Annotated in this window: 17 protein-coding genes, 1 other RNA gene and 1 pseudogene; 9 read left to right on the top strand and 10 right to left on the bottom strand. The window is 70.9% G+C overall.

Features of this window, described 5'->3' with window-relative positions; genetic code table 11:
• Nucleotides 1-508: pseudogene (locus ABD841_RS35605) on the bottom strand (hypothetical protein); the annotation flags it as partial.
• Between the two features lie 136 nt (nucleotides 509-644).
• Between ABD841_RS35605 and ABD841_RS35610 the strand changes: the two are divergent.
• The gene (locus ABD841_RS35610) at nucleotides 645-2,108 is read left to right on the top strand and encodes an AMP-binding protein (RefSeq protein WP_344980975.1); all 1,464 of its coding nucleotides are present in this window, start codon (nucleotides 645-647) and stop codon (nucleotides 2,106-2,108) included.
• Nucleotides 2,109-2,127: 19 nt separating this feature from the next.
• Nucleotides 2,128-3,246, top strand: a complete 1,119-nt coding sequence (locus tag ABD841_RS35615; protein WP_344980977.1) for a S1C family serine protease — start codon at nucleotides 2,128-2,130, stop codon at nucleotides 3,244-3,246.
• Between the two features lie 129 nt (nucleotides 3,247-3,375).
• Here the strand turns inward: ABD841_RS35615 and ABD841_RS35620 are convergent, their stop codons facing one another.
• Nucleotides 3,376-4,446, bottom strand: a complete 1,071-nt coding sequence (locus tag ABD841_RS35620) for a polysaccharide deacetylase family protein (protein WP_344980979.1) — start codon at nucleotides 4,444-4,446, stop codon at nucleotides 3,376-3,378.
• A gap of 238 nt (nucleotides 4,447-4,684) precedes the next feature.
• Here ABD841_RS35620 and ABD841_RS35625 point away from each other — a divergent pair, with 238 nt between their 5' ends.
• Both ABD841_RS35625 and glpK read left to right on the top strand, forming a co-directional pair.
• Complete coding sequence (locus tag ABD841_RS35625; RefSeq protein ID WP_344980981.1) at nucleotides 4,685-5,512, top strand: MIP/aquaporin family protein; 828 nt, start codon at nucleotides 4,685-4,687, stop codon at nucleotides 5,510-5,512.
• Between the two features lie 76 nt (nucleotides 5,513-5,588).
• Nucleotides 5,589-7,106: a glycerol kinase GlpK gene (gene glpK, locus ABD841_RS35630; RefSeq protein WP_344980982.1), complete on the top strand. Its 1,518-nt coding sequence runs from the start codon at nucleotides 5,589-5,591 to the stop codon at nucleotides 7,104-7,106.
• 209 nt (nucleotides 7,107-7,315) lie between these two features.
• Here the strand turns inward: glpK and ABD841_RS35635 are convergent, their stop codons facing one another.
• Nucleotides 7,316-7,684: a roadblock/LC7 domain-containing protein gene (locus ABD841_RS35635; protein WP_344980984.1), complete on the bottom strand. Its 369-nt coding sequence runs from the start codon at nucleotides 7,682-7,684 to the stop codon at nucleotides 7,316-7,318.
• 198 nt (nucleotides 7,685-7,882) lie between these two features.
• Between ABD841_RS35635 and ABD841_RS35640 the strand changes: the two genes are divergently transcribed.
• Nucleotides 7,883-8,203 (top strand): type II toxin-antitoxin system Phd/YefM family antitoxin, encoded by a 321-nt coding sequence (locus ABD841_RS35640; protein WP_344980986.1) that lies wholly within the window; start codon nucleotides 7,883-7,885, stop codon nucleotides 8,201-8,203.
• On the top strand, nucleotides 8,200-8,610 hold the full coding sequence (locus ABD841_RS35645) for a type II toxin-antitoxin system VapC family toxin (RefSeq protein WP_344980988.1): 411 nt from the start codon (nucleotides 8,200-8,202) through the stop codon (nucleotides 8,608-8,610). The genes ABD841_RS35640 and ABD841_RS35645 overlap by 4 nt, the downstream gene beginning before the upstream one ends.
• A 230-nt stretch (nucleotides 8,611-8,840) precedes the next feature.
• Here ABD841_RS35645 and ssrA read toward each other — a convergent pair.
• From ssrA to ftsE, 5 genes are all read right to left on the bottom strand, one after another.
• Nucleotides 8,841-9,225: a transfer-messenger RNA gene (gene ssrA / locus ABD841_RS35650) on the bottom strand.
• A gap of 298 nt (nucleotides 9,226-9,523) precedes the next feature.
• The gene (locus ABD841_RS35655) at nucleotides 9,524-11,425 is read right to left on the bottom strand and encodes a penicillin-binding transpeptidase domain-containing protein (RefSeq protein WP_344980990.1); all 1,902 of its coding nucleotides are present in this window, start codon (nucleotides 11,423-11,425) and stop codon (nucleotides 9,524-9,526) included.
• Nucleotides 11,422-11,889 (bottom strand): SsrA-binding protein SmpB, encoded by a 468-nt coding sequence (gene smpB, locus ABD841_RS35660; RefSeq protein WP_344980992.1) that lies wholly within the window; start codon nucleotides 11,887-11,889, stop codon nucleotides 11,422-11,424. Before smpB ends, ABD841_RS35655 begins: the two co-directional genes overlap by 4 nt.
• A 127-nt stretch (nucleotides 11,890-12,016) precedes the next feature.
• Nucleotides 12,017-12,925, bottom strand: coding sequence for a permease-like cell division protein FtsX (gene ftsX, locus ABD841_RS35665; RefSeq protein WP_344980994.1), 909 nt, complete (start codon nucleotides 12,923-12,925; stop codon nucleotides 12,017-12,019).
• 31 nt (nucleotides 12,926-12,956) lie between these two features.
• Nucleotides 12,957-13,646, bottom strand: a complete 690-nt coding sequence (gene ftsE, locus ABD841_RS35670) for a cell division ATP-binding protein FtsE (protein WP_344980996.1) — start codon at nucleotides 13,644-13,646, stop codon at nucleotides 12,957-12,959.
• A gap of 235 nt (nucleotides 13,647-13,881) precedes the next feature.
• On the opposite strand from ftsE, the gene ABD841_RS35675 reads away from it, so the two are divergent.
• Nucleotides 13,882-14,073 carry a hypothetical protein gene (locus ABD841_RS35675; protein ID WP_344980998.1) on the top strand — a complete coding sequence of 64 codons (192 nt, stop codon included), beginning with the start codon at nucleotides 13,882-13,884 and terminating at the stop codon, nucleotides 14,071-14,073.
• Nucleotides 14,074-14,167: 94 nt separating this feature from the next.
• Here the strand turns inward: ABD841_RS35675 and prfB are convergent, their stop codons facing one another.
• On the bottom strand, nucleotides 14,168-15,286 hold the full coding sequence (prfB, locus tag ABD841_RS35680) for a peptide chain release factor 2 (protein ID WP_344981000.1): 1,119 nt from the start codon (nucleotides 15,284-15,286) through the stop codon (nucleotides 14,168-14,170).
• A gap of 98 nt (nucleotides 15,287-15,384) precedes the next feature.
• On the opposite strand from prfB, the gene ABD841_RS35685 reads away from it, so the two are divergent.
• On the top strand, nucleotides 15,385-16,407 hold the full coding sequence (locus tag ABD841_RS35685) for a DUF8094 domain-containing protein (RefSeq protein ID WP_344981001.1): 1,023 nt from the start codon (nucleotides 15,385-15,387) through the stop codon (nucleotides 16,405-16,407).
• Nucleotides 16,408-16,448: 41 nt separating this feature from the next.
• On the opposite strand, the gene ABD841_RS35690 is transcribed toward ABD841_RS35685, so the two are convergent.
• Nucleotides 16,449-21,326: an NAD-glutamate dehydrogenase gene (locus tag ABD841_RS35690; RefSeq protein WP_344981003.1), complete on the bottom strand. Its 4,878-nt coding sequence runs from the start codon at nucleotides 21,324-21,326 to the stop codon at nucleotides 16,449-16,451.
• 816 nt (nucleotides 21,327-22,142) lie between these two features.
• Here ABD841_RS35690 and ABD841_RS35695 point away from each other — a divergent pair.
• A complete protein-coding gene (locus ABD841_RS35695; protein ID WP_344981005.1) occupies nucleotides 22,143-23,636 on the top strand; it encodes an FAD-binding oxidoreductase in 1,494 nt (497 codons plus the stop codon).
• Nucleotides 23,637-23,673 lie beyond the last annotated feature (37 nt).

Below are 23,673 nucleotides of genomic sequence, written 5' to 3' on the forward strand. Positions count from 1 at the left end.
CCGTCGGCGTGGACGGCCCCTCCGCGCCGGACCGGTCCGCCGCACCCGCCCGGCCTGCCGCTCCCGGGCGGCCCGTCGCGCCGGCCTGCTCCACGGCGCCCGCGGCGGGTGCCCCCGCCTCCCCGGACGCTCCGGCCCGCCCCGGCGGCCACGGGCGACTCCCCGCACCCACCTGCCTGAACGGCACCGTACCGAGCCCGCGCGACTCCCACACCTCTCCCTGCCCGAAGGGTGGTGTCGGCCCGTCCACGCCGTCATCCTGATCGGCCCCGGCCGCCGGCCCCGCGGCGGGCGACGCGTACGGCGCGGGGAACGCTCCAGGCCGCTTGGGCTTGGGGACCAACGGGGTCTCCTCGCCGTCGCCGATGGGGAACGTGCGGGGCACCCGGGAGCTGATGAACGAGCCGTCGTCCGAGGGGACGGCGGGTATGGGAGCCGTCGGTGCGTCATAGGACGGGATGTATCTCTCGTCAGAACCCCCGGAGGGGTTGTCGCCGACGTCCGCCATAGGCGCCAGGCTATGCCACCTGGGAAACATTCGATGCATCGGGGCTTATTACGCTTCGGCTACGGGCTTGTGCACCAGTCCAGTGCACCCGTCCCTCCCTTCCACGAACAGAATCTCATTCTGTATGGTCGCGGCTATGAGGGGCTTCTACGAGATCGCGACGGCCGATCCCGGACGGGTCGCCGTCATCGCGGACGGCACCGTGACGTACGGCGAGCTGCACGAGCGGGTCAACCAGGTCTCGCACGGCCTCCTGGCGTGCGGCACCCGCCCCGGTGACGCGGTGGTGACGGTGCTGCCCAACGGGGTCGACGCGATCACGATGATGCTGGCCACGTACCAGATCGGCGCCTACCACGTCCCGGTGAACTGGCACTACACCGCCGAGGAGATCGGCTACATCATCGCCGACTGCGACGCGCGGGCCGTGGTCGCCACCGAGCGGTACGGGGACGCCGTACCGGGCGGCTTCACCGAACCCGGCACGCTCGCCGGGGGACGGCCGGCCACCCCGCCCGAGGGACGCAGGGCCGGGTCGATGATGCTCTACACCTCGGGCACCACCGGCAAGCCCAAGGGCGTGCGGCGGCGGCTGATCGAGCTGAGCCCCGAGGGCCTCTACCCGATCCTGATGCGCAAGAGCTGGCGGCATTTCCGGCTGCCGCCCGACGGCGTGCACCTGCTGCTGTCCCAGCTCTACCACTCCGCACCGTACGGCCAGACGATGATGGCCCTGCACCTGGGCCACACGGTCGTGGTGACCGAGCGGTTCGACGCCGCGCGGACGCTGGAGCTCGTCGAACGGCACCGGGTGACCAACGCGTTCATGGTGCCGACCATGTTCCACCGGCTGCTGGCCCTGCCCGAGGAGGTCAGGACCAAGCACGACCTGTCGTCGCTGACGCACCTGTACCACGGTGCCGCCCCCTGCCCGCCCGCCACCAAGCGGGCGATGATCGACTGGCTCGGGCCCGTGCTGTGGGAGTACTACGGCTCGACCGAGGCCGCGGTGGCCACCATGGTCTCCTCGGCGGAGTGGCTGGCGCGGCCGGGCACGGTCGGCCGGGCGATCGAGGGCATGGAGTTCAGGATCATCGGTGACGACGGCGCGGAGCTGCCCCCCGGCGAGCCCGGCCTGGTCTACATCGGCGGCGTCAACCGCTTCGAGTACCACGGGGACCCGTCCAAGACGGCCGACGCCATGCGGGGCCGCCTCTACACCCCGGGCGACATCGGCTACCTGGACGAGGACGGCTACCTGTTCCTCTGCGACCGGCGCACCGACCTGATCATCTCCGGCGGGGTCAACATCTACCCCGCCGAGATCGAGGCGGTGCTCCTGGAGCACCCCTCGGTGGCGGACGTGGCCGTGATCGGCGTACCGGATCCCGAGTGGGGCCAGCGGGTCGTGGCCCTCGTCCAGCCGGTGCCGGGCGCGACGCCCGGCGCCGCCCTGACCGCCGAGCTGCTGGCGCACTGCGCGCCCCGGCTGGCCCGGCTCAAGCACCCCCGGGTGATCGAATACCGGGACCGGCTCCCGCGCACGCCCACCGGCAAGCTCAGCCGCGGCAGCCTCCGGGAGGCATACCTCCCCGCCTGAGCTGGGAAGGTACTCCCGCATGTGGGCATCGAAAGCGGGCGCCGCGCTCCTGGCCGCGGCTGCCATAACACTCGCGGGCTGCGGGCAGGGCGCGGGGCCGAGGGCGTCCGGCGGGGCCACCCCGCCCTCTCCCGGTGCCCCGGCGGCGACCTCCACCGGGGCACCGGCGTCCCCGCCGGGGGGCGTGACCGGGCCCGGTGGCTCCCCGGCCGCCCTGGAGGGGGCCTACGAGCGGGTCATCAACCGGGTGCTGCCGTCCATCGTGCAGATCACCACCGGCAACGGGCTGGGGTCGGGGATCGTCTACGACAGGAACGGTCACATCATCACCAACGCCCATGTGGTGGGAGAGTCCGAGCGGTTCGAGGTGACGCTCGCCACCGGCGGCGCCCCCCGGACGGCCAGGCTGGTCGACTCCTTCGAGATGGGCGACCTGGCCGTGATCAAGGTGGACGATCCGGCCGGGCTCACGCCCGCCGTCCTGGGCGACTCCTCGAAGCTGCGGGTCGGCCAGATCGTGCTGGCCATGGGGAACCCGCTGGGCCTGTCCGGCAGCGTCACCGAAGGCATCGTCTCCGCGCTGGGCCGCACGGTCAGCGAGCCCTCGAACGGCGGCTCGCCCGGGGCGACGATCGCCGGTGCCATCCAGACCTCCGCGTCGATCAACCCGGGCAACAGCGGCGGCGCCCTGGTCAACCTGGCGGGCGAGGTGATCGGTGTGCCGACCCTGACCGCGGTCAACCCCGAGCTGGGCAACGCCCCGGCTCCGGGCATCGGTTTCGCGATCCCGTCCAACACCGCCAAGGACGTCGCCACGCAGATCATCAGGGACGGCCGGGTCACCAACACCCGCCGCGCCGCGCTCGGCGTGGCCGTGCGGACCGTGATCGACATGAGCGGGCGGGCCGCGGGCGTCGGCATCGTGCGCGTGCTGCGCGACAGCGGCGCCCAGAAGGCGGGGATCAGGCCCGGGGACGTGATCGTCTCGGTCGACGGCACGCCCACCCCGACCACCCAGGACCTGGCGGAGGTCCTGGCCACCCTGCGGCCCGGGGACGAGGCCAAGGTCGAGGTCCGGCGTTCCGACGGCTCCACCGCCACCGTCGCCGTCACGCTCGACGAGCTGCCCGGCGGCTGACCGCCCCCGGCGCGGCCGCCGCCGGGAAGGGTCCCGCGGACGGGACGCCTCCCCCAGCGGCGGCCAGGTGGGCGGTCCGCCCCGCGACGCCCCGCCGGGGCCCGCGGTCAGCAGGGCGACGGCCCGCGGTCAGTAGGGCAGGGCGACGTCGGTGAAGCGCTTGGCGACGAAGGGCTTCTTGAACGTGGGGAAGGCGACCGTCTTCGGGTCGCCATCGGAGGTGTAGCGCTCGTCGGCGTTCGCCTTCAGCCAGTCGAGCCAGGCCGTGGAGCAGAAGCGGGCGCACTCGCCGACCTTGTCCATCGAGCGGATCCGCGGGATGCCCAGCGGGTCGAAGTTCTTGTTGAACGGCGACGCGGCGGGGGTGTACCCGGCGAGGAAGACCCCGCCGTAGTCGTAGGAGACCTTCCCCGAGGAGCCCTTGCGGCCCCATTCCTTGCCGTCCGGCTGGTTGCCGTACGGCAGGGCCAGCGTGACCGGGTCGGTCTCGATCAGGTCGGTGATGAGCCGGTGGCCCGCCGCCACCTCGGCGTTGACCTGCTTCTTCGACTTGCCGCGCAGGTTGAGGTGGTCACGGGTGTGGTTGCCGACGTCGAAGCCGTGTTCCTTGAGCCACAGGAGCATCTGCGCCTTCTCCTCGGGCGTCGCCTTGCCGAACATGTCGCGCGTCACGTAGAACGTTCCGACCGCGCGGAACCCGGGGTTCGCCTTGGCGACCTCCTGGAGGATCGCGACGGCGGTGCCCGGCTTGGGGGCACCCGTCCCGTCCAGGTCGAACTGCGAGGGAGAGGAGTCGTCGAAGGTCAGGACGACGGGGTGCCTGCCCGCGGGGATGTCGATACGCCCGGTGACGTACTCGGCCGCGGTGATCGGGACGTACCCCTCCCTGGCCAGCCGTTCCAGCTCCGTGCGGAACTGCTTGGGAGTGCGGTCGTCCTGGTTCGTGGGCTTGTCGATCACCCGGTGGTACATGAGGACGGGGATCTGGCCCAGCTCGTTGGCCTTGACCTTGGCGGCCTCCGCGGTCTTGGTCTTCCGGAGGTCGGCCCGCGCCGCCGCGGCCGCCGACGCCTTCGCCGCGGCGGCGGCCCTGACCGCCTGCTCGTCCTGCTCCTGCTCCTGCCCCGACGAGCACCCGGCCAGCACGACCCCCGCCGCGATCACCGCCACACCCGCCCCAGACACCCTGACACGGCCCATCGCATCCTCCCAGCGCGCCGACGATAGGCCTTTCTCATCCCCTTCCGATCCACGGGACGACCTCCGGTACGGGCAAAGGTTCGTACCTCACGCACCGCTTGTCAGGCCGGGGTCCGGCAACGGCATTCCTGACCTGTGCTCCTGACCAGGTTTGCACATTTTCGTCATTCAGCCGTTGACCGGCCCCCATTTCCCGCCTACCGTCCCGGGCAGCCGGACGGCACGGTGAGGAGGAGACATGGCGGAGCGCCTGAAGGGGCGGGGACTTCTCGGCGAGATGGCGGCCGAGTTCGCGGGCACCATGATCCTGATCCTGTTCGGGACGGCGGTGGTGGCCCAGGTCACCGCGGCCGGGATCGGCGACCACGACAGCATCGCCTGGGCGTGGGGGCTCGGGGTGACCCTGGGCGTCTACGTCGCGGCCCGCGTCAGCGGTGCCCACCTCAACCCGGCCGTCACGGTCGCGCTCGCGGCATTCAAGGGCTTCCCCTGGCGCAAGGTCCTGCCGTACTCCCTGGCGCAGACCGCGGGCGCGTTCACGGCGGCGCTCATCGTCCGCCTCAACTACAGCGAGGTGCTCACCGCGGCCGATCCGGGGCTGACGATCAAGACCCAGGGGGTCTTCTCGACCCTGCCCGGCAACGGGACCCTGCCCGTCGGCACCTGGGGCGCCTTCCGGGACCAGGTGATCGGTACCGCGATCCTGCTCCTGCTCGTCCTGGCGATCTCCGACGTGCGCAACTCGGCCCCCGCGGCCAACCTGGCCCCCTTCGTGGTCGGCCTGGCGGTCGTGGCCATCGGCATGGCCTGGGGGACCAACGCCGGCTACGCCATCAACCCCGCCCGCGACTTCGGACCGCGGCTCGCCTCGTTCCTCACCGGATACGAGACGGCCTGGCAGGACCAGTACGGCCGGCTCTACTTCTGGGTGCCGATCGTGGCCCCCGTCATCGGGGGGCTGATCGGCGCGGCCGTGTACCAGATCATGGTGGCCAGGTTCCTGCCGGCCGAGGAGGAACCCGAAGCGGGGCGGGTGCCGTCCCGCGCCGACTACGAGACCGCCTGAACGGACCGCACCGCGACCCCCGGGACGGACACGCGGCACGATCCTCTCCAGAGCCCACAAAAGGAGGCGCCATCCCATGCCTGACTTCGTCGGAGCAGTCGACCAGGGAACGACGAGCACCCGGTTCATGATCTTTGATCACGGCGGCAACGAGATCGCCCGCCACCAGCTCGAACACGAGCAGATCCTGCCGCGGGCCGGCTGGGTCGAGCACAACCCGACGGAGATCTGGGAACGCACGCGAGCGGTGATCGAGACCGCGCTGAACAGGGCCGACCTGTCCGCCTCCGACCTGGCCGCGCTCGGCGTGACCAACCAGCGCGAGACCGCGGTGGTGTGGAACCGCGTCACCGGGCGCCCGTACTACAACGCGATCGTCTGGCAGGACACCCGCACCGACCGGATCGCCGCCGCTCTCGACCGCGACGGCAGGGGCGACGTCATCCGCAGCCGGGCGGGGCTCCCCCCGGCGACCTACTTCTCCGCCGGGAAGGTCCAGTGGATCCTGGAGAACGTCGACGGGGTGCGCCAGGCGGCCGAGGCCGGGGAGGCGATCTTCGGCACCACCGACACGTGGCTGCTCTGGAACCTCACCGGCGGCACCGACGGCGGCGTGCACGTCACCGACCCGACCAACGCCAGCCGCACGATGCTGATGGACCTGGAGACCCTCGACTGGGACGACGAGCTGCTGTCGTTCTTCGGCATCCCCCGGCGGATGCTGCCGTCCATCGTGCCCTCCTCCCACCCCGGCCTCTACGGCACCACCCGGGCCGACGGGCCGCTGCGCGGCGAGGTTCCGCTCTCCGGCGACCTCGGCGACCAGCAGGCCGCCACCGTCGGGCAGGTCTGCTTCGAGGTCGGCGAGGCCAAGAACACCTACGGCACCGGCAACTTCCTGCTGCTCAACACCGGCACCGAGCCGGTGCGGTCCAGGAACGGCCTGCTCACCACCGTCTGCTACCGCTTCGGCGAGGAGGCGCCGGTGTACGCGCTGGAGGGCTCCATCGCGGTGACCGGCTCGGCCGTGCAGTGGCTGCGCGACCAGCTCGGCATCATCTCGGGGGCGGCGCAGAGCGAGTCACTCGCCCGGCAGGTCGAGGACAACGGCGGCGTCTACTTCGTGCCCGCCTTCTCCGGCCTGTTCGCGCCGTACTGGCGCTCCGACGCCCGGGGCGCCATCGTCGGCCTGTCGCGCTTCAACAACAACGCGCACATCGCGCGGGCCACCCTGGAGTCGATCTGCTACCAGACCCGCGACGTGGTGGAGGCGATGCGGCAGGACTCCGGCGTCACCCTCGACGTCCTGCGGGTCGACGGCGGCGTCACCGCCAACGACCTGTGCATGCAGATCCAGGCCGACCTCCTCGGCGTGCCCGTCTCCCGGCCCGTCGTGGCCGAGACGACCGCGCTGGGCGCCGCCTACGCGGCCGGGCTGGCGGTGGGCTTCTGGAAGTCGACCGACGAGCTCCGGCAGAACTGGCAGGAGGGCCGGCGCTGGGAGCCGCAGTGGTCGGACGAGCGCCGGACCGCCGGCTACGCCGGCTGGAAGAAGGCCGTCAGCCGCACCCTCGACTGGGTCGACGTCTCCTGACGCCGCACCCGGACCACCGGGACACCCCGGTGACGCCCCGGGGCAAGGCCGCGTCCCCGCCCCCGGGACCGTCCGGGCCGCCGTACGGAGGCCGGAACGGGACCGGGAGGCCGGGCCCGGGGCAGGGGTCCGGCCGGGACCGGAAGGGACTCCGGCCGGGCCCGGAGACCCGGGGTCCGGAACGTGAGGCCCGCGGCCGGGAGGGCCCGTCAGACCTCGGCGAGCACGTCGGCCAGGCGCTCCACGGTGGGACCGACCCCCGCGTGGAGCGCCGGGATGTCCAGGCCCTCGTCGGCGACGACGGCCAGCAGCCCCTCCTCCCGGAGGGCGTAGACGACCATGTATCCCCGGTCGCAGCGGACCACCACCTCGTGGAGGCCGCCCATGCCCACCTCGTAGCCCGCGCGCCTGCCCAGCCCCAGCGTCGTGGCGGCCAGCGCGGCCAGCACCTCGGGCCGCGAGCCCTCGCTGTCGGCCGCGACGAGCAGCCCGTCCGCCGACGCGACCACCGCCTCCAGCACCCCGGGCACCTGCTCGCGCAGGACATCCAGCTCGGCGAGCACCGCTTCCTTGGTCAATGCCTGGCCTCTCTCTCCGCGCCTTCCGCCGCCCGCCGGAACGACCGGCCCCCATATCCTCACGCGAGACGGCGAGGTCTGTCATGCGTCGGCGGACAGCCCTCGGCGAACAATCGCCGGACCGCATCCGGCGCGCCGCTCCCGCCTCGTTGTGCTACTTGATAGCACCACGTAGCACAACGGGGTTAGAGTCGAGATATGAGCGTTCCCGAGCTTGATCGTTCCCACCAGATCTCCCAGCGCGACCTGCGCAACCGCTCAGCGGAGATCATGGACGGCCTGGAGCGCGGAGAACGGTACGCCGTCACCCGCAACGGCCACCACATCGGCGACCTGGTGCCCATCCGCCGCCGACGACGAGCCGTCTCCCGCGCCGAGTTCGCCGCCGTCTCCCGTGGCATGCCACTCCTGGACGACAAGAAGTACCGCGAGGACATGGACCGCCACGTCAACGACGACCTCTACGATCCCTACGACCGCGCCTACGACAGGGGCGAGTTCGCCGAGGGCCGGGAATGACCCACCCTCAAGGCCTGCTCGACACCAACATCCTCATCCTGCGCGCGGGCATCGACCCCGACGAACTACCCGATGAGATGATGATCAGCGCAATCACCACCGCAGAACTGTCGGTAGGTGTGCTGGTGGCATCAGGACCTCAGGAACTCGCCCAGCGGATGAAGATCCTGCAGACCGTCGAAGCCGAGTTCGACCCACTGCCCTTCGACGACGCCGCCGCCCGCGAGTACGGCCAGCTCTGGACCGCCGTCGTCTCCTCCGGACGTAAACCCCGGCCCAGAACCGCCGACCTGATGATCGCTTGCGTGGCCATCGCCAACCGGCTCCCCCTCTACACCTGCAACCCCAAGGATTTCAAAGGGCTCGATCATCTGCTCACCGTGGTTCCGGTGACCCGGCCACACTGAGAACGCGGACGACCCGCCGGTACACGACGCGCGGCGCGATGGCGTACGGGAGACCGTGGAAGCGGTTACCCGGCGACAGCGGAAGAACAGCCCCGGCGGAGCGAACCCTTCCCGGAGACGCAAGGGGCCAGGCCCCCTCGCACCGGGGGCGGGAGGACGACACCCCGGCTGGAACAAAGAAGGAGGCCAGTGGTCGTGAGCGTTGCTCACGACCACCGGCCTCCTTCGACGAGTGGAGGTGGCGGGAATCGAACCCGCGTCCTTCAGCTCCAAGACAGGGCTTCTCCGGGTGCAGCCTGCTGCGCTTTTCTCAGCCCCGGCGATCACACAGGCAAGTCGCCGACGGGCTCAGCCACTGTGAGATTTCCCGATCTCCCCCGTGGCCGGGTCGATCGGTTGAGCCTCCTAGCGATGCCGGATCCGGGCCGGAGGCGATCCCGGGCCGGCAGAAGTCACTCGCTGCTTAGGCGGCGAGGGCCAGGTTGCCCTGGCTGACTTCGGAGTGCGTCTTATTGGCACTTATTGGTCGCGGTCACAGTGTTAACGAGGTTATGTCCGCAGTCCTCGACCCGCTTCCCCTGACTTGCAAAGCCAAAGTCGAAACCAGTCACCCCCCTGTTGAGTTGTCAACCCGGCTCCTACGGAACCGAGCGATCCGAAGATACCTGTTACAACAGGGCCGGCGCCAATCGAATTCCCGCGAAACGCCGGACCCGGGGACGCGCCCGACGGCGCGCCCCCGGGGTGACCGGCAGGGTCGAGCCGGTCCGGACGGCAGGGCTTCCCCCGAGATGAAGCCCTGATCTCATCACAGCGACTGAGTCCGCAACCCCCCAAGCGGTGCTCAGTCACTGTGAAAGACGCAACCGAGGCGCCCGATGGTTGCTCAAGGTGACAAGAATATTCCGGAGGGTCACAGTCCGGCGTTGAGCCCCTGGAAGAACCGGCCGGCGACGGACGCGCTCGCCGTGGGGTCGGCGCTCTGCGTCAGCACCGCCACGGCGATGTCCCCCTGCCAGCCGACGAACCAGGCCAGCGGCTTCTGACCCTGCGACGCGGCGGCCGTGATCCCGTGGACCGGGTCGCCCGGGGCGGCGGCGGCTCGGGCGGAGCCCGCGGTCACGCCGGCGCGCATGAAGGTCTTCAGCGTGTCGATCGCCTTCTCGTCGATCGGGACCGGGCTGGGCTGCCGGGGCGCCTTGGCCGGGTCGATCTCGGCCGACGGGTCGAGCGTCTTCGGTTCGGTGACGAGGACCGGCGGGCGCCAGGTGCCGCTGGCGACGGCTCCCGCGACGAGAGCCATGGACAGCGGGCTGACCGAGACGTTCTGCCCGGCGATGGCCCGCGCCGTGGCGGCGTCGTTCTTCAGCGGCTTCACCGAGCCGCTGAAGCCCTTCAGTGGGAGGGTCCACGAGGACTCGATGCCGAACCTGTGGGCGCTGGCCGCCAGCTCGGCCCCGTCGATCCTGCGGGCCAGCGAGGCGAGCGCGGTCGCGCAGCCCATGGCGAAGTTCGCCTGCAGGCTCGCGGTGGTCCCCGCGGGCGAACCCTGCTGGCGGAAGTCGGCGCCGCCGACGCTCCGCTCGGCAGGACAGGCGATCTTCTGCTTGGGGCTGATCCGGGCCTTGAGCATGCCCTCGACGGCCATGATCGAGAAGGTCGTGCCGGCGGGGAACCTGCCCGCGAGCGCGTCCTTCTCCTGGTGGTACTCCTTGGTCCCGGCCACGGCCATCACCTGGCCGGTGGAGGCCTGGACCGCGACGAGCATGCCCGGGGACGCCCCGGTCACCAGCGCCGCGTCGGCGGCCTTCTGGGTGGCGCGGTCGAGCGTGGTGTGGACCGAGGAGGTGGACCGGTCGGGCTCCCACTTCTTGAGCTCGGCCACCTCCCTGAGCGTCTTGAGGTCCACGGTGATGACGCGGGTGCTGGTCGAGCCGGTCAGGTGCTCCTGGTACGCCTTCTGCAGACCGGTCCGGCCGACCGTGTCTCCGGCCCGCTGCGGCCCGCCGAGCTGCTGCACGGCCTCGGCGGTGACCGCGGTGACGGTGCCGACGATCTGCGTGGGCGAGTCGGGCGCCAGGGCCTGCTTCTGCTCGTCGAGCCGGATGCCGGGGATGGCGGTCAGCTGCGCGCGGAGCTGGGCGAAACGCGTCCGGCCGAAGGTGACGAGCGGCACCTGGACGTTGGGCTGGGCGGAGCGGATCCGGCTCAGCAGGCGGTCCTGCGGGAAACCGGTCACCTTCGCGAGCTGCTCGCACAGCTCGTCCGGGTTCTTCAGCTCGGCGGGGATCACGTACGCCACATGCAGGGTCGCCTCCTCCTGCAGCGGGTCGTTGTTGCGATCGAGGATCGGCTGGCGCCCCTCGGGGTCGACGTCCACCGCGAAGCGCTGACCCTCGCGCAGCTGGGGGTGGAGCACGCTGGGCGACCAGCGGACCTTCCAGCGGCCGTCGACGAGGTGGAGGGGGAGCACGCCCTCGTACTCCCAGAGCGGGTTGTTCTCCCCCAGGTCGACCTCGGCCTCGAAGTCGGCCTCGACCTCGTCCGCCGCGCGCCGCATGCCCCGGACCTGGAAGCGGAACGACGCGGCGTCCAGCTGGAGCTTGGCGTCCTCCAGAGCCTTGCTGACGACCTTCTCGTCGCCGTCGGTGCGCCTGGCCGCGGCGGCGTAGTCGCCCCTCTGCCAGCCGACGAGGAAGTCCCGCACGGCCTCGTGGGCCGACGGCTCCTCGAAGCACGCGGACAGCATGGGAGCCGTCGCCGCCAGCGCGAGCGCCGCGGCGACGGCACGCCGAGCCTTCCCCGTCACGGTCACCTGTTCCTGTGTCTGAGCGCGCGGGCCATCTCCCGCTTGGCCTGCTTCTCGGCCAGCGACTGCCGCTTGTCCCAGTCTTTCTTACCCTTGGCCAGGCCGATCTCGATCTTGGCCTTGCCGTCCTTGAAGTACAGCGAGAGCGGCACCAGGGTGAGGCCGGTCTCCTTCGTCTTGGCGACCAGCTTGTCGATCTCCTTGCGGTGCAGCAGCAGCTTGCGGGTGCGACGCGCGGCGTGGTTCGTCCACGTCCCCATGGTGTATTCGGGGATGTGGATGTTGATCAGCCAGGCCTCGCCGTCCTTGACGACGGCGTATCCGTCGACGAGGGAGGCACGGCCCAGCCGCAGGGACTTGACCTCCGTGCCCTGGAGCACGAGCCCCGCCTCGTAGGTGTCCTCGATGTGGTAGTCGTGCCAGGCACGCTTGTTCTGGGCGATGACCTTCCGCCCGGTCTCACGTGGCATGCCTGGAGCCTACCGGGGACCGGACCCGCGAGCCGCGCCCGAGAACCCGGACGGGACGGGCGCGGAGCGTCGGGTGACGGGGCCCGGCGGGCACGCGAGAGTCACGGCGGGCAGGAGCACGGACCCGTCACACCCGCAGGTAACGACGGAGCGTCACGAAGGAGGCGAGCACACAGATGAGCACGCCGATGACCATGGTGAGGGTGATGATCGAGGCGAGCGTCTCCCACGACAGCTCGCTGTTGTTCGACAGGTAGAGCTGCACGCCGTCGAAGAGGAAGACCTTGCTGACGATCAGCAGCACCGCGGCCACCACACCGCCGATCAGGCCGGCGATGACGCCCTCCATGACGAACGGCAGCTGGATGTAGAGGTTGGAGGCGCCCACCAGCCGCATGATGCCGGTCTCGCGCCTGCGGTTGAAGGCCGAGAGCCGGACGGTGTTGCCGATCAGCAACGTGGCCGCGAAGACCAGGATGATCGCGATCATCATCGCCGCCCAGCGGACCTTCTCCAGCAGGCTGAAGAACTTCTCCAGCAGTTCCTTCTGGTTGACCACGTTGGAGACGCCCGGGGCGCCCTTGAGCGCCTCGATGACCGCGCCGTACGTCTCCGGGTCCTTCAGCTTGACCCGGAGCGACTCCGGCATGTCCTCGACCTGGATCGCGGAGAGCAGCACGGTGTTGTTGGCGTTCTGCTCGCGGAAGTTCTTGTAGGCGGCGTCGGCGTTCTCGAACTGGACGGACTCCACCTGCGGCATGGCCTTGATGGTCGTCTCAAGCTCGGCACGCTCCTGCGCGGTCACTCCGCCGCTGCCCTTGCACTGCGGGAAGGGGTCGTTCTTCTTGCACAGGAAGACCGAGACCTCGACCTTGTCCGCCCAGAAGTCCTTCATGCTGGAGATCTGGGAGTTGATCATCAGACCGACGCCCAGCAGCGCCATGCCGATCGCCACGGTCACGACGACCGCGATGGTCATCGTGAGGTTGCGGCGGAGGCCGATCCAGACCTCGGAGAAGATGAAGTTTGCCCGCATGCTCTTCCTGTCGCTGTTTCCGGTCCTGGGGTCAGTACGCCTGGCCGTACACGCCACGCGACTGGTCGCGGACGATCTTGCCGTCCTCCAGTTCCACTACGCGCTTGCGCATGGAGTCGACGATGGCCGCGTCGTGCGTGGCCATCACGACCGTGGTGCCGGTCCGGTTGATCCGGTCGAGCACCTTCATGATGCCGATGCTCGTCGCGGGGTCGATGTTCCCGGTCGGCTCGTCGGCCAGCAGGATCATCGGCCGGTTGACGAACGCGCGGGCCATCGCGACCCGCTGCTGCTCGCCACCGGACAGCTCGTCGGGCATCCGGTGGGCCTTGCCCTCGAGACCGACGAGCTCGACGACCTCGGGGACCACCTTACGGATGAACCGCCGGGGCTTGCCGATGACCTCCAGGGCGAACGCGACGTTCTCGTAGACGTTCTTGTTCGGGAGCAGCCGGAAGTCCTGGAAGACGCAGCCGATACGGCGGCGCAGGTGCGGGATCTTGAAGTTGGACAGCTTGGAGAGATCTTTGCCGGCCACGTGGATGGCGCCCGAGTCGGGGCGCTCCTCCTTGAGGATCAGCCGGAGGAAGGTCGACTTCCCAGACCCCGATGGGCCGACGAGGAACACGAACTCGCCCTTGTCGACATCGACGCTGACGTGGTCCAACGCGGGCCGGTTCTGGTTCGCGTAGACCTTGGTGACATTATCAAAATGGATCACGGGCGCATCACGGCATGCCAGTCTAGGGGTTAGGACGGTCGCAGGAGTGGCAGAGGGCCACTTCCGCCTCTCGCCGGCCGGAGGGCGCCGGTCTTTACCAATGATCGACGTTCCGGTTGGCCGGAGCCCAGTCTAGGGGGAAGACTGGCATGGAACGTCCATAACGGAAACAAAACGATTCGGCGCCCGGTAACGACCGCATAAAGTGGTTCTGACCTCGAAGAGGGAGAACATCATGAGCTGTGAAGACCTGGTCTGCGCGGGGTGCGCCCACCCCGTCGCCGAAGGCCGCTGCCCCCAGTGCCGCGCCTACCGCGAGCGGATGCACCAGCACGGACTGGGCGGCATGACCCCCGCGTTCATCGCGCTGGCGCTGATCGCGCTGTTCTTCCTCACCCTCACCCTGAAGCACCTCACCGGGGCCTGACGGCCCGGCGCCGTCACGACGGTGACGGCGTCACGACGGGGCCGGTGCGCGGCGGGATCCGGCGTCCGGCCCGGGGACCGCGGGCCCCGGAGGGCTAGGCGTCGGCGCCCGACTCCTGGCGGCGGAGCCAGCGGATCTCGGCCTCGATGAACTCGTCCAGGTCGCCGTCGAGCACGGAGCCGGGATTGCCCGCCTCGGCGCCCGTCCGCAGGTCCTTGACGATCTGGTACGGGTGTAGCACGTAGTTGCGGATCTGGGTGCCCCACGAGGTGGTGGACTCGCCCCGGATCTCGTTCAGCGCCGCGGCCTCCTCCTGCCTCTTGCGCTCCAGCAGCTTGGCCTGCAGGACCGCCATCGCGGTCGCCTTGTTCTGCAGCTGCGACCGCTCGTTCTGGCAGGAGACCACGATGCCGGTGGGCAGGTGGGTCAGGCGGACCGCCGAGTCGGTGGTGTTGACGCCCTGGCCGCCGGGGCCCGAGGATCGGTACACGTCGACCCGCAGGTCGTCCTCGTTGATGTCGATGTGGTCGGTCGTCTCGACGACCGGCACCACGTCCACGCCCGCGAAGGAGGTCTGGCGGCGGCCCTGGTTGTCGAAGGGGCTGATCCGGACCAGGCGGTGGGTGCCGTGCTCGCCGCGGAGCGTGCCGTAGGCGTAGGGCGCCTTGACCGTGAAGGTGGTCGACTTGATGCCGGCCTCCTCCGCGTAGGAGGTCTCGTAGACCTCCGTCGGGTAGCCCCTGCGCTCGGCCCACCGCAGGTACATCCGCTGGAGCATCTGCGCCCAGTCGGCGGCGTCGACGCCGCCCGCCTGGGACTGGATCGTGACGACCGCCTCCCGGGCGTCGTACTCACCCGAGAGCAGGGTGCGGACCTCCAGCGCGCCGATCTCGCTGCGCAGGGCCTCCAGCTCCCGGTCGGCCTCCTCGCGGGTGTCCTCGTCGTCCTCGGCGGCGGCGAGCTCGTAGAGAACCCCGAGGTCGTCCAGGCGCCGCCCCAGCGACTCGATCCTGGTGACCTCGCCCTGGAGGTAGGAGAGCTTGCTGGTGACCTTCTGGGCCCGCTCCTGGTCGTTCCAGAGGTCGGGTGCGGCGGCCTGATCCTCGAGCTCCTCGATCTGCTTGCGGAGCGCGTCGAGGTCGAGCACGTCCTTGATGCTGTTCAGCGTGCCGGTAAGCTCGTTGATCTGTTCTGCCGGGTCGATGAGTGCCACGTCTGTAAAGGGTACGCGACCGCCGAGCCCCGTTGTGTACGGCTCGCGCCCCGCCCTGGCTAGCATTGCCCGCATCGGGGACGCATCGGGAGGCGGACGTGCGAGGACATGCGCGGTTGGGGCTGCTCGGGCTCGCCCTGGCGCTGGCCGCGGCGTGCTCCGGCCCCGGTGGCGACGCCTCTCCGACGCGGAGCCCGGCCGCCGCCACACCGTCCCCGGCCGCCGCCCCCGAGGTCACGCTGGCCGAGGCCGGCAGGGTGCTGGCGGGCGTCCTCGGCGCCGGCGGGGTGCTGGGCGCGGCCACGCCGCACCTGGACGCCGACCGCCGCAACATCCTGGAGCAGACCCGCGACGGTCAGGAGGCCCTGACCATGGCGGCCTTCAACAGCTCGGCCGAGGCGCTCCCCGCCTACACCTGGGGCACTCCCGAGCTGCTGGTGCCGCGCCTCGCGCGGGAGCCCGCCTGGTTCGCCGCGATCATCGACCGCAGGGACGACACCGGCGAGGTCCGCACCGCCGTGCTGACCCTGGTCCGGCAGGGCGAGGACGACTGGCGGCTCAGCTCGACCTCGCTGCTGGACGAGGGCGTGCGGGCGCCGCAGGTCGCCAAGGACGCCGAGGGGTACGCCACCGCGCTCGGCACGGAGGACCAGACGGTGGCGATCAGCCCCCGGCTCATGGCCCCGCTGCACGCGACCTCCGCCGAGGAGGGCGACAGAGGGTTCGCCGCCGGGCTGATCGAGAAGAGCCCGCACACCACCGGGTACGCCGACGAGATCGCCGAACGGCGCCTGGACGAGAAGAGCGAGTGCCTGGGCTACGACTCGATCTTCGCGGCGAGCAACTACCCGGTGCACGCGCTGCGTACCGCCGACGGTGGCGCGCTCGTCGTCTACTCCCTGATCAGGACCACGACCCGGACGATCAAGGTCGAGCCGTGCGCGTCCGACGTGCGGATCCCGCCGGACGCGCGGAAGCTGACCTCGGAGAGCTTCATCCGCAAGGAGCTGCGCACGGTGGAGACGCAGCAGTACGTCAGCACCGTGCCGGCCAAGGGCAGCGGGCGCCAGGCCAAGGTCATCGGCTACCTCGGCGGGCTGACCAAGGTGACCGTGAGCTGAGCCCCCGCTCGCGGCGGGGGCTCACGGTGCCGCGGCCCGGGTCAGGACTCGGCGCGCGGCAGGTTGATGGTGGCCACCAGCGTGCGGATCGCGCGCAGCGCCACCGACAGGGTCGCGAGGTCGAAGGTGTCGCTCTCCCAGATCTCCGACAGCGTCTGCCGGGCCCGCGAGACCGCCGCCGCGTTCGCCTCGTTCCAGCGCGCCAGGCGCTCGTCGGGCGAGAGCCCCGGCGTGCTGTGCACCAGCACGTCGTGGGTGAGCGCGGCGTGCGCGGCGTAGAGGTCGTCGCGGAGCGCGGCCCGCGCCATGGAGTTCCACCGGCTGTCCCGGGGCAGCGCGACGATGCGCTCGCGCAGCCGGGAGAGCTGGAGCCGGTCGGCCACGTCGAAGTAGACCTCGGCCACCTCGTGCACCGGACGGCCGGTGCGCGCGGCCACCTCGACCAGGTCGAAGGTGGAGTACGCGGGCACCATGGCGGCGACGCGCTCGGCCAGCTCCGGCGGGACGCCCCGGTCGACGAACCCTTCCCGCCGCTCCTCGAACGCGGCCAGGTCCGTCCCGGCCAGCATCTTGGGCAGGTGCGGCAGCAGCCCGTTCATGCCCTTGGCGAAGAAGCCGACCGTGGAGGCCAGGTCCAGCGGGGCGCGCCGGTTGCCCAGCAGCCAGCGGGTGCCCCGCTCGACGAGCTTGCGCGCCTCCAGCTCCATCGCGATCTGGGTGGAGGTGTCGACCTTGTTGTCCAGTTCCTCGATCTGGCGCCAGAGGCTGGGCAGGTCGAAGACCTCGCGCGTGACCAGGTAGGCACGGACGATGTCCGGGGCGGAGGCGCCGCTCTCCTCGCCGAGGCGGAACATGAAGGTGGTCCCGCTGGAGTTGACCAGGTCGTTCACCACGCCGGTGGTGATGATCTCCCGGCGGAGCGGGTGGCTGTCCATGTAGGGGCGGATCCGCTCGCGCAGCGCCGACGGGAAGTAGGACTCCAGCCACGAGACCAGGTAGGGGTCGTCGGGCAGGTCGGAGGCGAGGATCTCCGCGTCCGTCACCAGCTTGGTGTAGGCCAGCAGCACCGAGAACTCCGGCGCGGTCAGCCCCAGCCCCGCCTGGCGCCGCTCGGCCAGCGTCTTGTCCGACGGCAGGAACTCCAGCCCCCGGTTGAGCAGCCCGTCGCGCTCCAGCTTGCGCAGCTGGCGCGCGTGGACGTGCAGCATGTCGGCGGCCTGCGCCCGGGCGGCGGCCAGCACCACGTTCTGGTCGTAGTTGTCACGCAGGACGAGCCGGGCCACCTCGTCGGTCATGTCGAGGAAGAGCTGGTTGCGCTGCTTGTCGGTGAGCTCGCCGTCGCGGACCGCCCGGTCCAGCAGGATCTTGATGTTCACCTCGTGGTCGGAGGTGTCGACCCCGGCGGAGTTGTCGATGAAGTCGGTGTTGACCAGGCCGCCGTTGAGCGCGAACTCTATCCGGGCGAGCTGGGTGAAGCCGAGGTTGCCGCCTTCGCCGACCACCTTGCAGCGCAGCTCGGAGGCGTTGACCCGCAGGCCGTCGTTGGCCTTGTCGCCGACGTCGGCGTGCGACTCGCTCGTCGCCTTGACGTAGGTGCCGATGCCGCCGTTCCACAGCAGGTCGACCGGGGCCCGCAGGATGGCGCTGATCAGGTCGTTGGGGGCCAGCGACGTCACGACGTCGTCGAGGCCGAGCGCGGCGCGCGTCTCCGGGGAGATCGGGATCGACTTGGCCGTACGGGGCCAGACGCCGCCGCCCCGGGAGATGAGCGAGGGGTCGTAGTCGGCCCACGAGCTGCGGGGCAGCGCGAACAGCCGGGCGCGTTCGGTGTAGCCGCGCGCCGGGTCCGGGTGGGGGTCGACGAAGATGTGCCGGTGGTCGAAGGCGGCGACGAGCCGGATGTGCCGGGAGAGCAGCATGCCGTTGCCGAACACGTCACCGGACATGTCGCCGATGCCGGCCACGGTGAAGTCGGTGCTCTGGACGTCGACGCCGATCGTGCGGAAGTGGTACTTGACCGACTCCCAGGCGCCGCGGGCGGTGATGCCCATGGCCTTGTGGTCGTAGCCGATCGAGCCGCCGGAGGCGAAGGCGTCGCCCAGCCAGAAGCCGTACTCCTTGGCCACCCCGTTGGCGATGTCGGAGAACGTGGCGGTGCCCTTGTCGGCGGCGACCACCAGGTAGGTGTCGTCGCCGTCGTGCCTGACCACGTCGGCGGGCGGGACCACCTTGCCGTCGACGAGGTTGTCGGTGAGGTCGAGCAGGCCGGAGATGAACGTCCGGTAGCAGGCGATGCCCTCGATGAGCACGTCCTCCCGCGCGCCCGACCTGGGCGGGTTCTTCACGACGAAGCCGCCCTTGGAGCCGGTGGGGACGATGACGGTGTTCTTCACCATCTGCGCCTTGACCAGGCCGAGGACCTCGGTGCGGAAGTCCTCCATCCGGTCCGACCAGCGCAGGCCGCCGCGCGCGACCTTGCCGAAGCGCAGGTGCACGCCCTCGACCCGCGGCGAGTAGACGAACACCTCGAACTTCGGCCGGGGCAGCGGCAGCACGCTGATCGACGGCGAGTCGAACTTCAGGCTGATGTACGGCTTGCGCCGCCCGCCGGCCGTCTGGAAGAAGTTGGTCCTGAGCGTGGCCTGGATCATCTCCAGGTAGGCGCGGAGGATCCGGTCCTCGTCCAGGGAGGCGACGTCGTCGAGCGCGCCGAGGATCTCCTCCTGCAGCGCGTCGGACAGCTCCGCGCGGACCTCCGGGGAGCGCCGGGGGTCGAGCCTGGCCTCGAAGAGCCGGACCAGCAGCCGCGCGAGCCGCACGTTGCCCAGCAGCACCCGCTCGATGTACTCCTGGCTGAACGTGGTGCCCGCCTGGCGCAGGTACTTGGCGTACACGCGCAGGATCTCGGCCTGCTCCCAGGTCAGCCCCGCGGCCAGGACGAGCCCGTTGAACCCGTCGTTCTCCACCCGTCCGGTCCACAGGGCGCCGAAGGCGTCCTGGAAGAGCCGCTTGAACTCGTCCCGGTCGACCTCCGGCGAGGGCTTGTAGCGCAGGCCGAAGTCGTAGATCCAGGCGTCCTTGGTCTCCGGGGTGTTGTCGCGGTCGATCTCGTACGGCCGCTCGTCGATCACCTCCACGCCCATCCGCTGCAGCAGCGGCAGCACGCGGGAGAGCGAGACGGGCGCGCCGATGCGGTAGAGCTTGAAGCGGCGTTCCCCCTCCGGCGCGTCGTACGGCTCGTAGAGGTTCATCCCGATCTCGTCGGAAGATTCGGCCAGTGCCTCCAGGCGGCGCAGGTCGGCCACCGCCATCCGGGCGGGGAAGTCGGCCTTGTACCCCTCGGGGAACGCCGAGGCGTAGCGGCGCAGGAGCTTGGGCGCCTCGTCCTCGGCGCTCAGCTCGGTGATGGCGGCGGCCAGGTCGTCCTCCCACGAGCGGGTGGCGGCGGCCAGCTTCGCCTCCAGCTCCTCGACGTCCACCGTGTCGGCGTTGAGCGGCCTGCCCCGCTCGCCGCGTACGACCACGTGCAGCCGGGCCAGGACCGACTCGCCGATCATGGCGCTGTAGTCGAAGGAGGTGCCGCCGAGCGCCTTGAGCAGGATCTCCTGCATCCTGATCCGGATCTTGGTGGTGTAGCGGTCGCGCGGCAGGTAGATCAGGCACGAGATGTAGCGGCCGTAGTCGTCCGGGCGGAGGAACACCTTGACCTGCTTGCGCTCGCGGAGTCTGAGCACGCCGAGCGAGATGGGCAGCAGCTGCTCGACCGAGGTCTGGAAGAGCTCGTCGCGGGGGAAGGTCTCCAGGATCTCGATCAGGTCCTTGCCGTCGTGGCTGTCGGCGGGCAGCCCGGCCCGGTCGAGCACGGCGGCCAGCTTGCGCCGGAGCACCGGGACGCGGGAGATCGACTCGTTGTAGGCCACGTGGGTGAACAGGCCGAGGAAGCGCCGCTCGCCGACGACCTCGCCCGCGGCGTCGAAGAGCTTGACGCCCACGTAGTCGAGGTAGGCGGGGCGGTGCACGGTGGCGCGGGTGTTGGCCTTGGTGATGATCAGCATCTGCTGCTTCTCGCGGGCCTTGGCGCGCAGTTCGGGCGAGAGCGCGGCGAAGCTGTCGGAGCCCGGCCTGTCGTGGCGGAGGATGCCCAGCCCGGTGCCGGGCATCGGGCGCAGCCGCTCACCCTGCTCGCTGTCCTCCAGGCGGTACTCCCGGTAGCCGAGGAAGGTGAAGTGGCCGTCGGCCAGCCAGCGCATCAGCTCCAGGCTGTCCTCCACCCCCGCGGGGTCGAGCGGCGGCGGGTTGACCGAGACGTCCTCGGCGGTCTGCAGGGCCAGGGCGCGCATCTTGGCGAAGTCCTCGACGGCGCTGCGCACGTCTTCCAGGACCCGCTGCAGGTCGGCCTCGATCTCCTTGAGCACCGCCGGGTCGGCCTGCCGGTCGATCTCGAAGTGCATCCAGGACTCGGCGAGCATCTGGCCGGTGATGTCCTCCTGCCCGCGGTCGAGCAGCCTGCCCGTCATGTCCCTGCGCACGCGCATCTGAGGGTGGACGACCAGATGGGTGGTGATCTCGTGGCGGTCGAGCTCCATCGTCACCGAGTCGACGAGGAAAGGCATGTCGTCGGTGACGATCTCGATGACGGAGACTCCCGGGTCCCAGCCGTGCTGCTCCAGGCTGGGCGTGTAGGCCCGCACCAGGGCGCGGCCCTGGGGACGCTTCTCCGCGAGCTGCCGCTGGGCCGTCGCCGGGCCGTAGACGTCGACCGGGTCGCGGCTCAGCAGGTCCTCCGGGGCGACATGCCGGTAGTAGAGCCTGAGAAAGCCGAGCGCCTCCTCCACGCTCACGTGATCACTGCCGGGTGTGTGCGCGCACATCTCCGCGGCACTCCTCAGCAGCTCGTCCTTTGCCTCGTCGAGCGGCATGTCGCTCTCACTCCTTTGTGAGGGATTTTGCACATTTAGAGGGGATCTACGACAAAGCTCATAGTTCCCGCGGAGGAGGAGGTGATGCGGGCGCGAGCGCCCTCCGAGCCCGGGCGCCCTCGTCGGGCGCCACCATCAGCGGGAAACAGCAGGTCTCGTGGTCGGAGACAGCGAGTTCTCGCTGGGAGGGGGCGGTACGGCAATCATCCCACAGGGCGGGTTCGGAAAGCCCTCGGCTCAGCCGGGCGAGTCTGAGCTCACCGGCCTCGTCACTCGGCGGGGCGGGCGCGGCCGTCCGGCACGCGTTCCGCCCGTCGGGCATGGCCCGCGGCACGACACCTCCAGTGGCCGCCTGCTCCGATCCCCGTTGACCGAAGCGTGCCACCGTTCCTGATACCACCCGAAAAGCCGGAAAACGTCAACGTGGCGCCGGGACTCGGCCGTACTCGACGGGACGCCGGGCTCTCCGCCGCCCTGTCAATCCTACGGGCCCGCGGGCGAGCGCGCCCGATGACTTCGGTGTTCCGGAGAGAGCCCACGCGGCGCCCCGGCGGCGATCACCGCCTCCGGCGCGCGTCCCGTCCCACCGGGGACGCCGGGCCGCGTCCGCCCCGCCCGGCTCGGCGGGCACGGCCGCCCGGTGGCCGACGACGGCACCGTGCCCCCGCGGATACGGCGGACGGCCCGCGGGACCGTCGGGATGTTCCCCGCCCTCGCGCCGCGGGCGGCCGAAGGGTGATGCGACTGTTACCAACCGGACGGGCGCGCGGCGCGTCTCACCGGGCAGACGTAGTGGGAACCTCGGGGAGAACGAGCATGCGCACCCCTCCGGACAGGCGGGAATTCCTCAAGATCGGTGGCCTGACCGCCCTGGCCGTGGGCGCCGGGAGCGTGCCCGCACCGGCCGCGGCGAGCGCCTCCGGCGCCCGGAGCGCGCCCGGCCCCGCCGACTGGCGCGCGCTCGGCGCGGGGCTGGAGGGGAAGCTCGTCAGACCGGGCGACGCGACGTACGACAGCGCCCGGCGGCTGTTCAACCCGGCCTACGACACGGTGCGTCCGGCGGGCGTGGCGTACTGCGCCAACGCCTCCGACGTCGCCGAGTGCGTCACCTTCGCCCGCCGGATGGAGATCCCGCTGGCCGTGCGCTCCGGCGGGCACTCCTACGCGGGCTGGTCCACCGGGAGCGGCCTGGTCGTCGACGTCTCCCGAATGAGCTCGGTGCGCCACGCCTCGGGGCGGGCCACCGTCGGGGCGGGCGCCAAGCTCATCGACGTCTACGACCGCCTCGCCGCGAACGGGGTCAGCATCCCGGCCGGGACCTGCGCCACGGTCGGGGTGAGCGGGCTGGCGCTGGGCGGCGGGATCGGCGTGGTGTCCAGGAAGTACGGCCTGACCTGCGACGTGATGGAGTCGGTCCAGATCGTCACGGCCGACGGGCGGTTGCTGACCTGCGACGCGAACCACGACGCCGACCTGTACTGGGCCTCCCGCGGCGGTGGCGGGGGCAACTTCGGCGTGGCGGTCTCCTTCGGCTTCCGGACCCACCCCGTCCGCGAGGTCACGGTGTTCTTCCTGCACTGGCCGTGGTCGAAGGCGGTCAAGGCGCTGCGCGCCTGGCAGGCGTGGGGGCCCTCGGCGCCCGACGCCCTGTGGTCGGGCATGCACCTGACCAACGAGGGCGGGCGGGACGTACAGGTCGTCGGGCTCTACCTCGGCGGCAGGGCGGACTGCGAGCGACTGCTCGACCGGCTGACCGGTGCGGCGGGCTCCCCGTCGCGGAGCACGGTCGACCAGACCTCCTACCACCGCGCCATGATGCTCATGGCGGGCTGCGGCTCGCTCTCGGTCGCCCAGTGCCACCTGGGCGGCTCCCTGCCGGGGCAGACCCGCGCCGGCCGGCTGTCCCGCGACACCTTCACCGCCGCGTCGCACATGGCCTACCGCCCGCTCTCCGAGGCCGGGGCCGGGGCCCTGGTCGCCCAGGTCTCCCGGCCGGGTGACCACACCGTGCTGCTGGACGCCCTGGGCGGCGCCGTCGGCCGGGTCCGGCCCGACGCGACGGCCTTCCCGCACCGGGCCGCCCTCTACAGCGTGCAGTACTACGCCCACCGCGCCGGAGCCGCGGCGTGGACCAGGGGCGCGCGCGCCGCGATGCGGCCCCACTTCGGCGACCACGCCTACGTCAACTACATCGACGCCGGGCTCTCCGGCTGGCGCTCGGCCTACTACGGGCAGAACGCCGCCCGCCTGGCCCGCGTCAAGGCCGCCTACGACCCCGGCCGCCTGTTCCGCATGCCCCAGGGGATCTGACCGCCTGACCGCTCCCTCGGACCCCGACTCCCGGAGA

The sequence above is a fragment of the Streptosporangium fragile genome (assembly GCF_039534445.1).
GTDB lineage: Bacteria > Actinomycetota > Actinomycetes > Streptosporangiales > Streptosporangiaceae > Streptosporangium > Streptosporangium fragile.

Coding starts and splice junctions, on each gene's coding strand:
- ABD841_RS35610 (WP_344980975.1), top strand. CDS start 645: ATGAGGGGCTTCTACGAGATCGCGACGGCCGATCCCGGACGGGTCGCC.
- ABD841_RS35615 (WP_344980977.1), top strand. CDS start 2,128: ATGTGGGCATCGAAAGCGGGCGCCGCGCTCCTGGCCGCGGCTGCCATA.
- ABD841_RS35620 (WP_344980979.1), bottom strand. CDS start 4,446: ATGGGCCGTGTCAGGGTGTCTGGGGCGGGTGTGGCGGTGATCGCGGCG.
- ABD841_RS35625 (WP_344980981.1), top strand. CDS start 4,685: ATGGCGGAGCGCCTGAAGGGGCGGGGACTTCTCGGCGAGATGGCGGCC.
- glpK (WP_344980982.1), top strand. CDS start 5,589: ATGCCTGACTTCGTCGGAGCAGTCGACCAGGGAACGACGAGCACCCGG.
- ABD841_RS35640 (WP_344980986.1), top strand. CDS start 7,883: ATGAGCGTTCCCGAGCTTGATCGTTCCCACCAGATCTCCCAGCGCGAC.
- ABD841_RS35645 (WP_344980988.1), top strand. CDS start 8,200: ATGACCCACCCTCAAGGCCTGCTCGACACCAACATCCTCATCCTGCGC.
- smpB (WP_344980992.1), bottom strand. CDS start 11,889: ATGCCACGTGAGACCGGGCGGAAGGTCATCGCCCAGAACAAGCGTGCC.
- ftsX (WP_344980994.1), bottom strand. CDS start 12,925: ATGCGGGCAAACTTCATCTTCTCCGAGGTCTGGATCGGCCTCCGCCGC.
- ABD841_RS35675 (WP_344980998.1), top strand. CDS start 13,882: ATGAGCTGTGAAGACCTGGTCTGCGCGGGGTGCGCCCACCCCGTCGCC.
- ABD841_RS35690 (WP_344981003.1), bottom strand. CDS start 21,326: ATGCCGCTCGACGAGGCAAAGGACGAGCTGCTGAGGAGTGCCGCGGAG.
- ABD841_RS35695 (WP_344981005.1), top strand. CDS start 22,143: ATGCGCACCCCTCCGGACAGGCGGGAATTCCTCAAGATCGGTGGCCTG.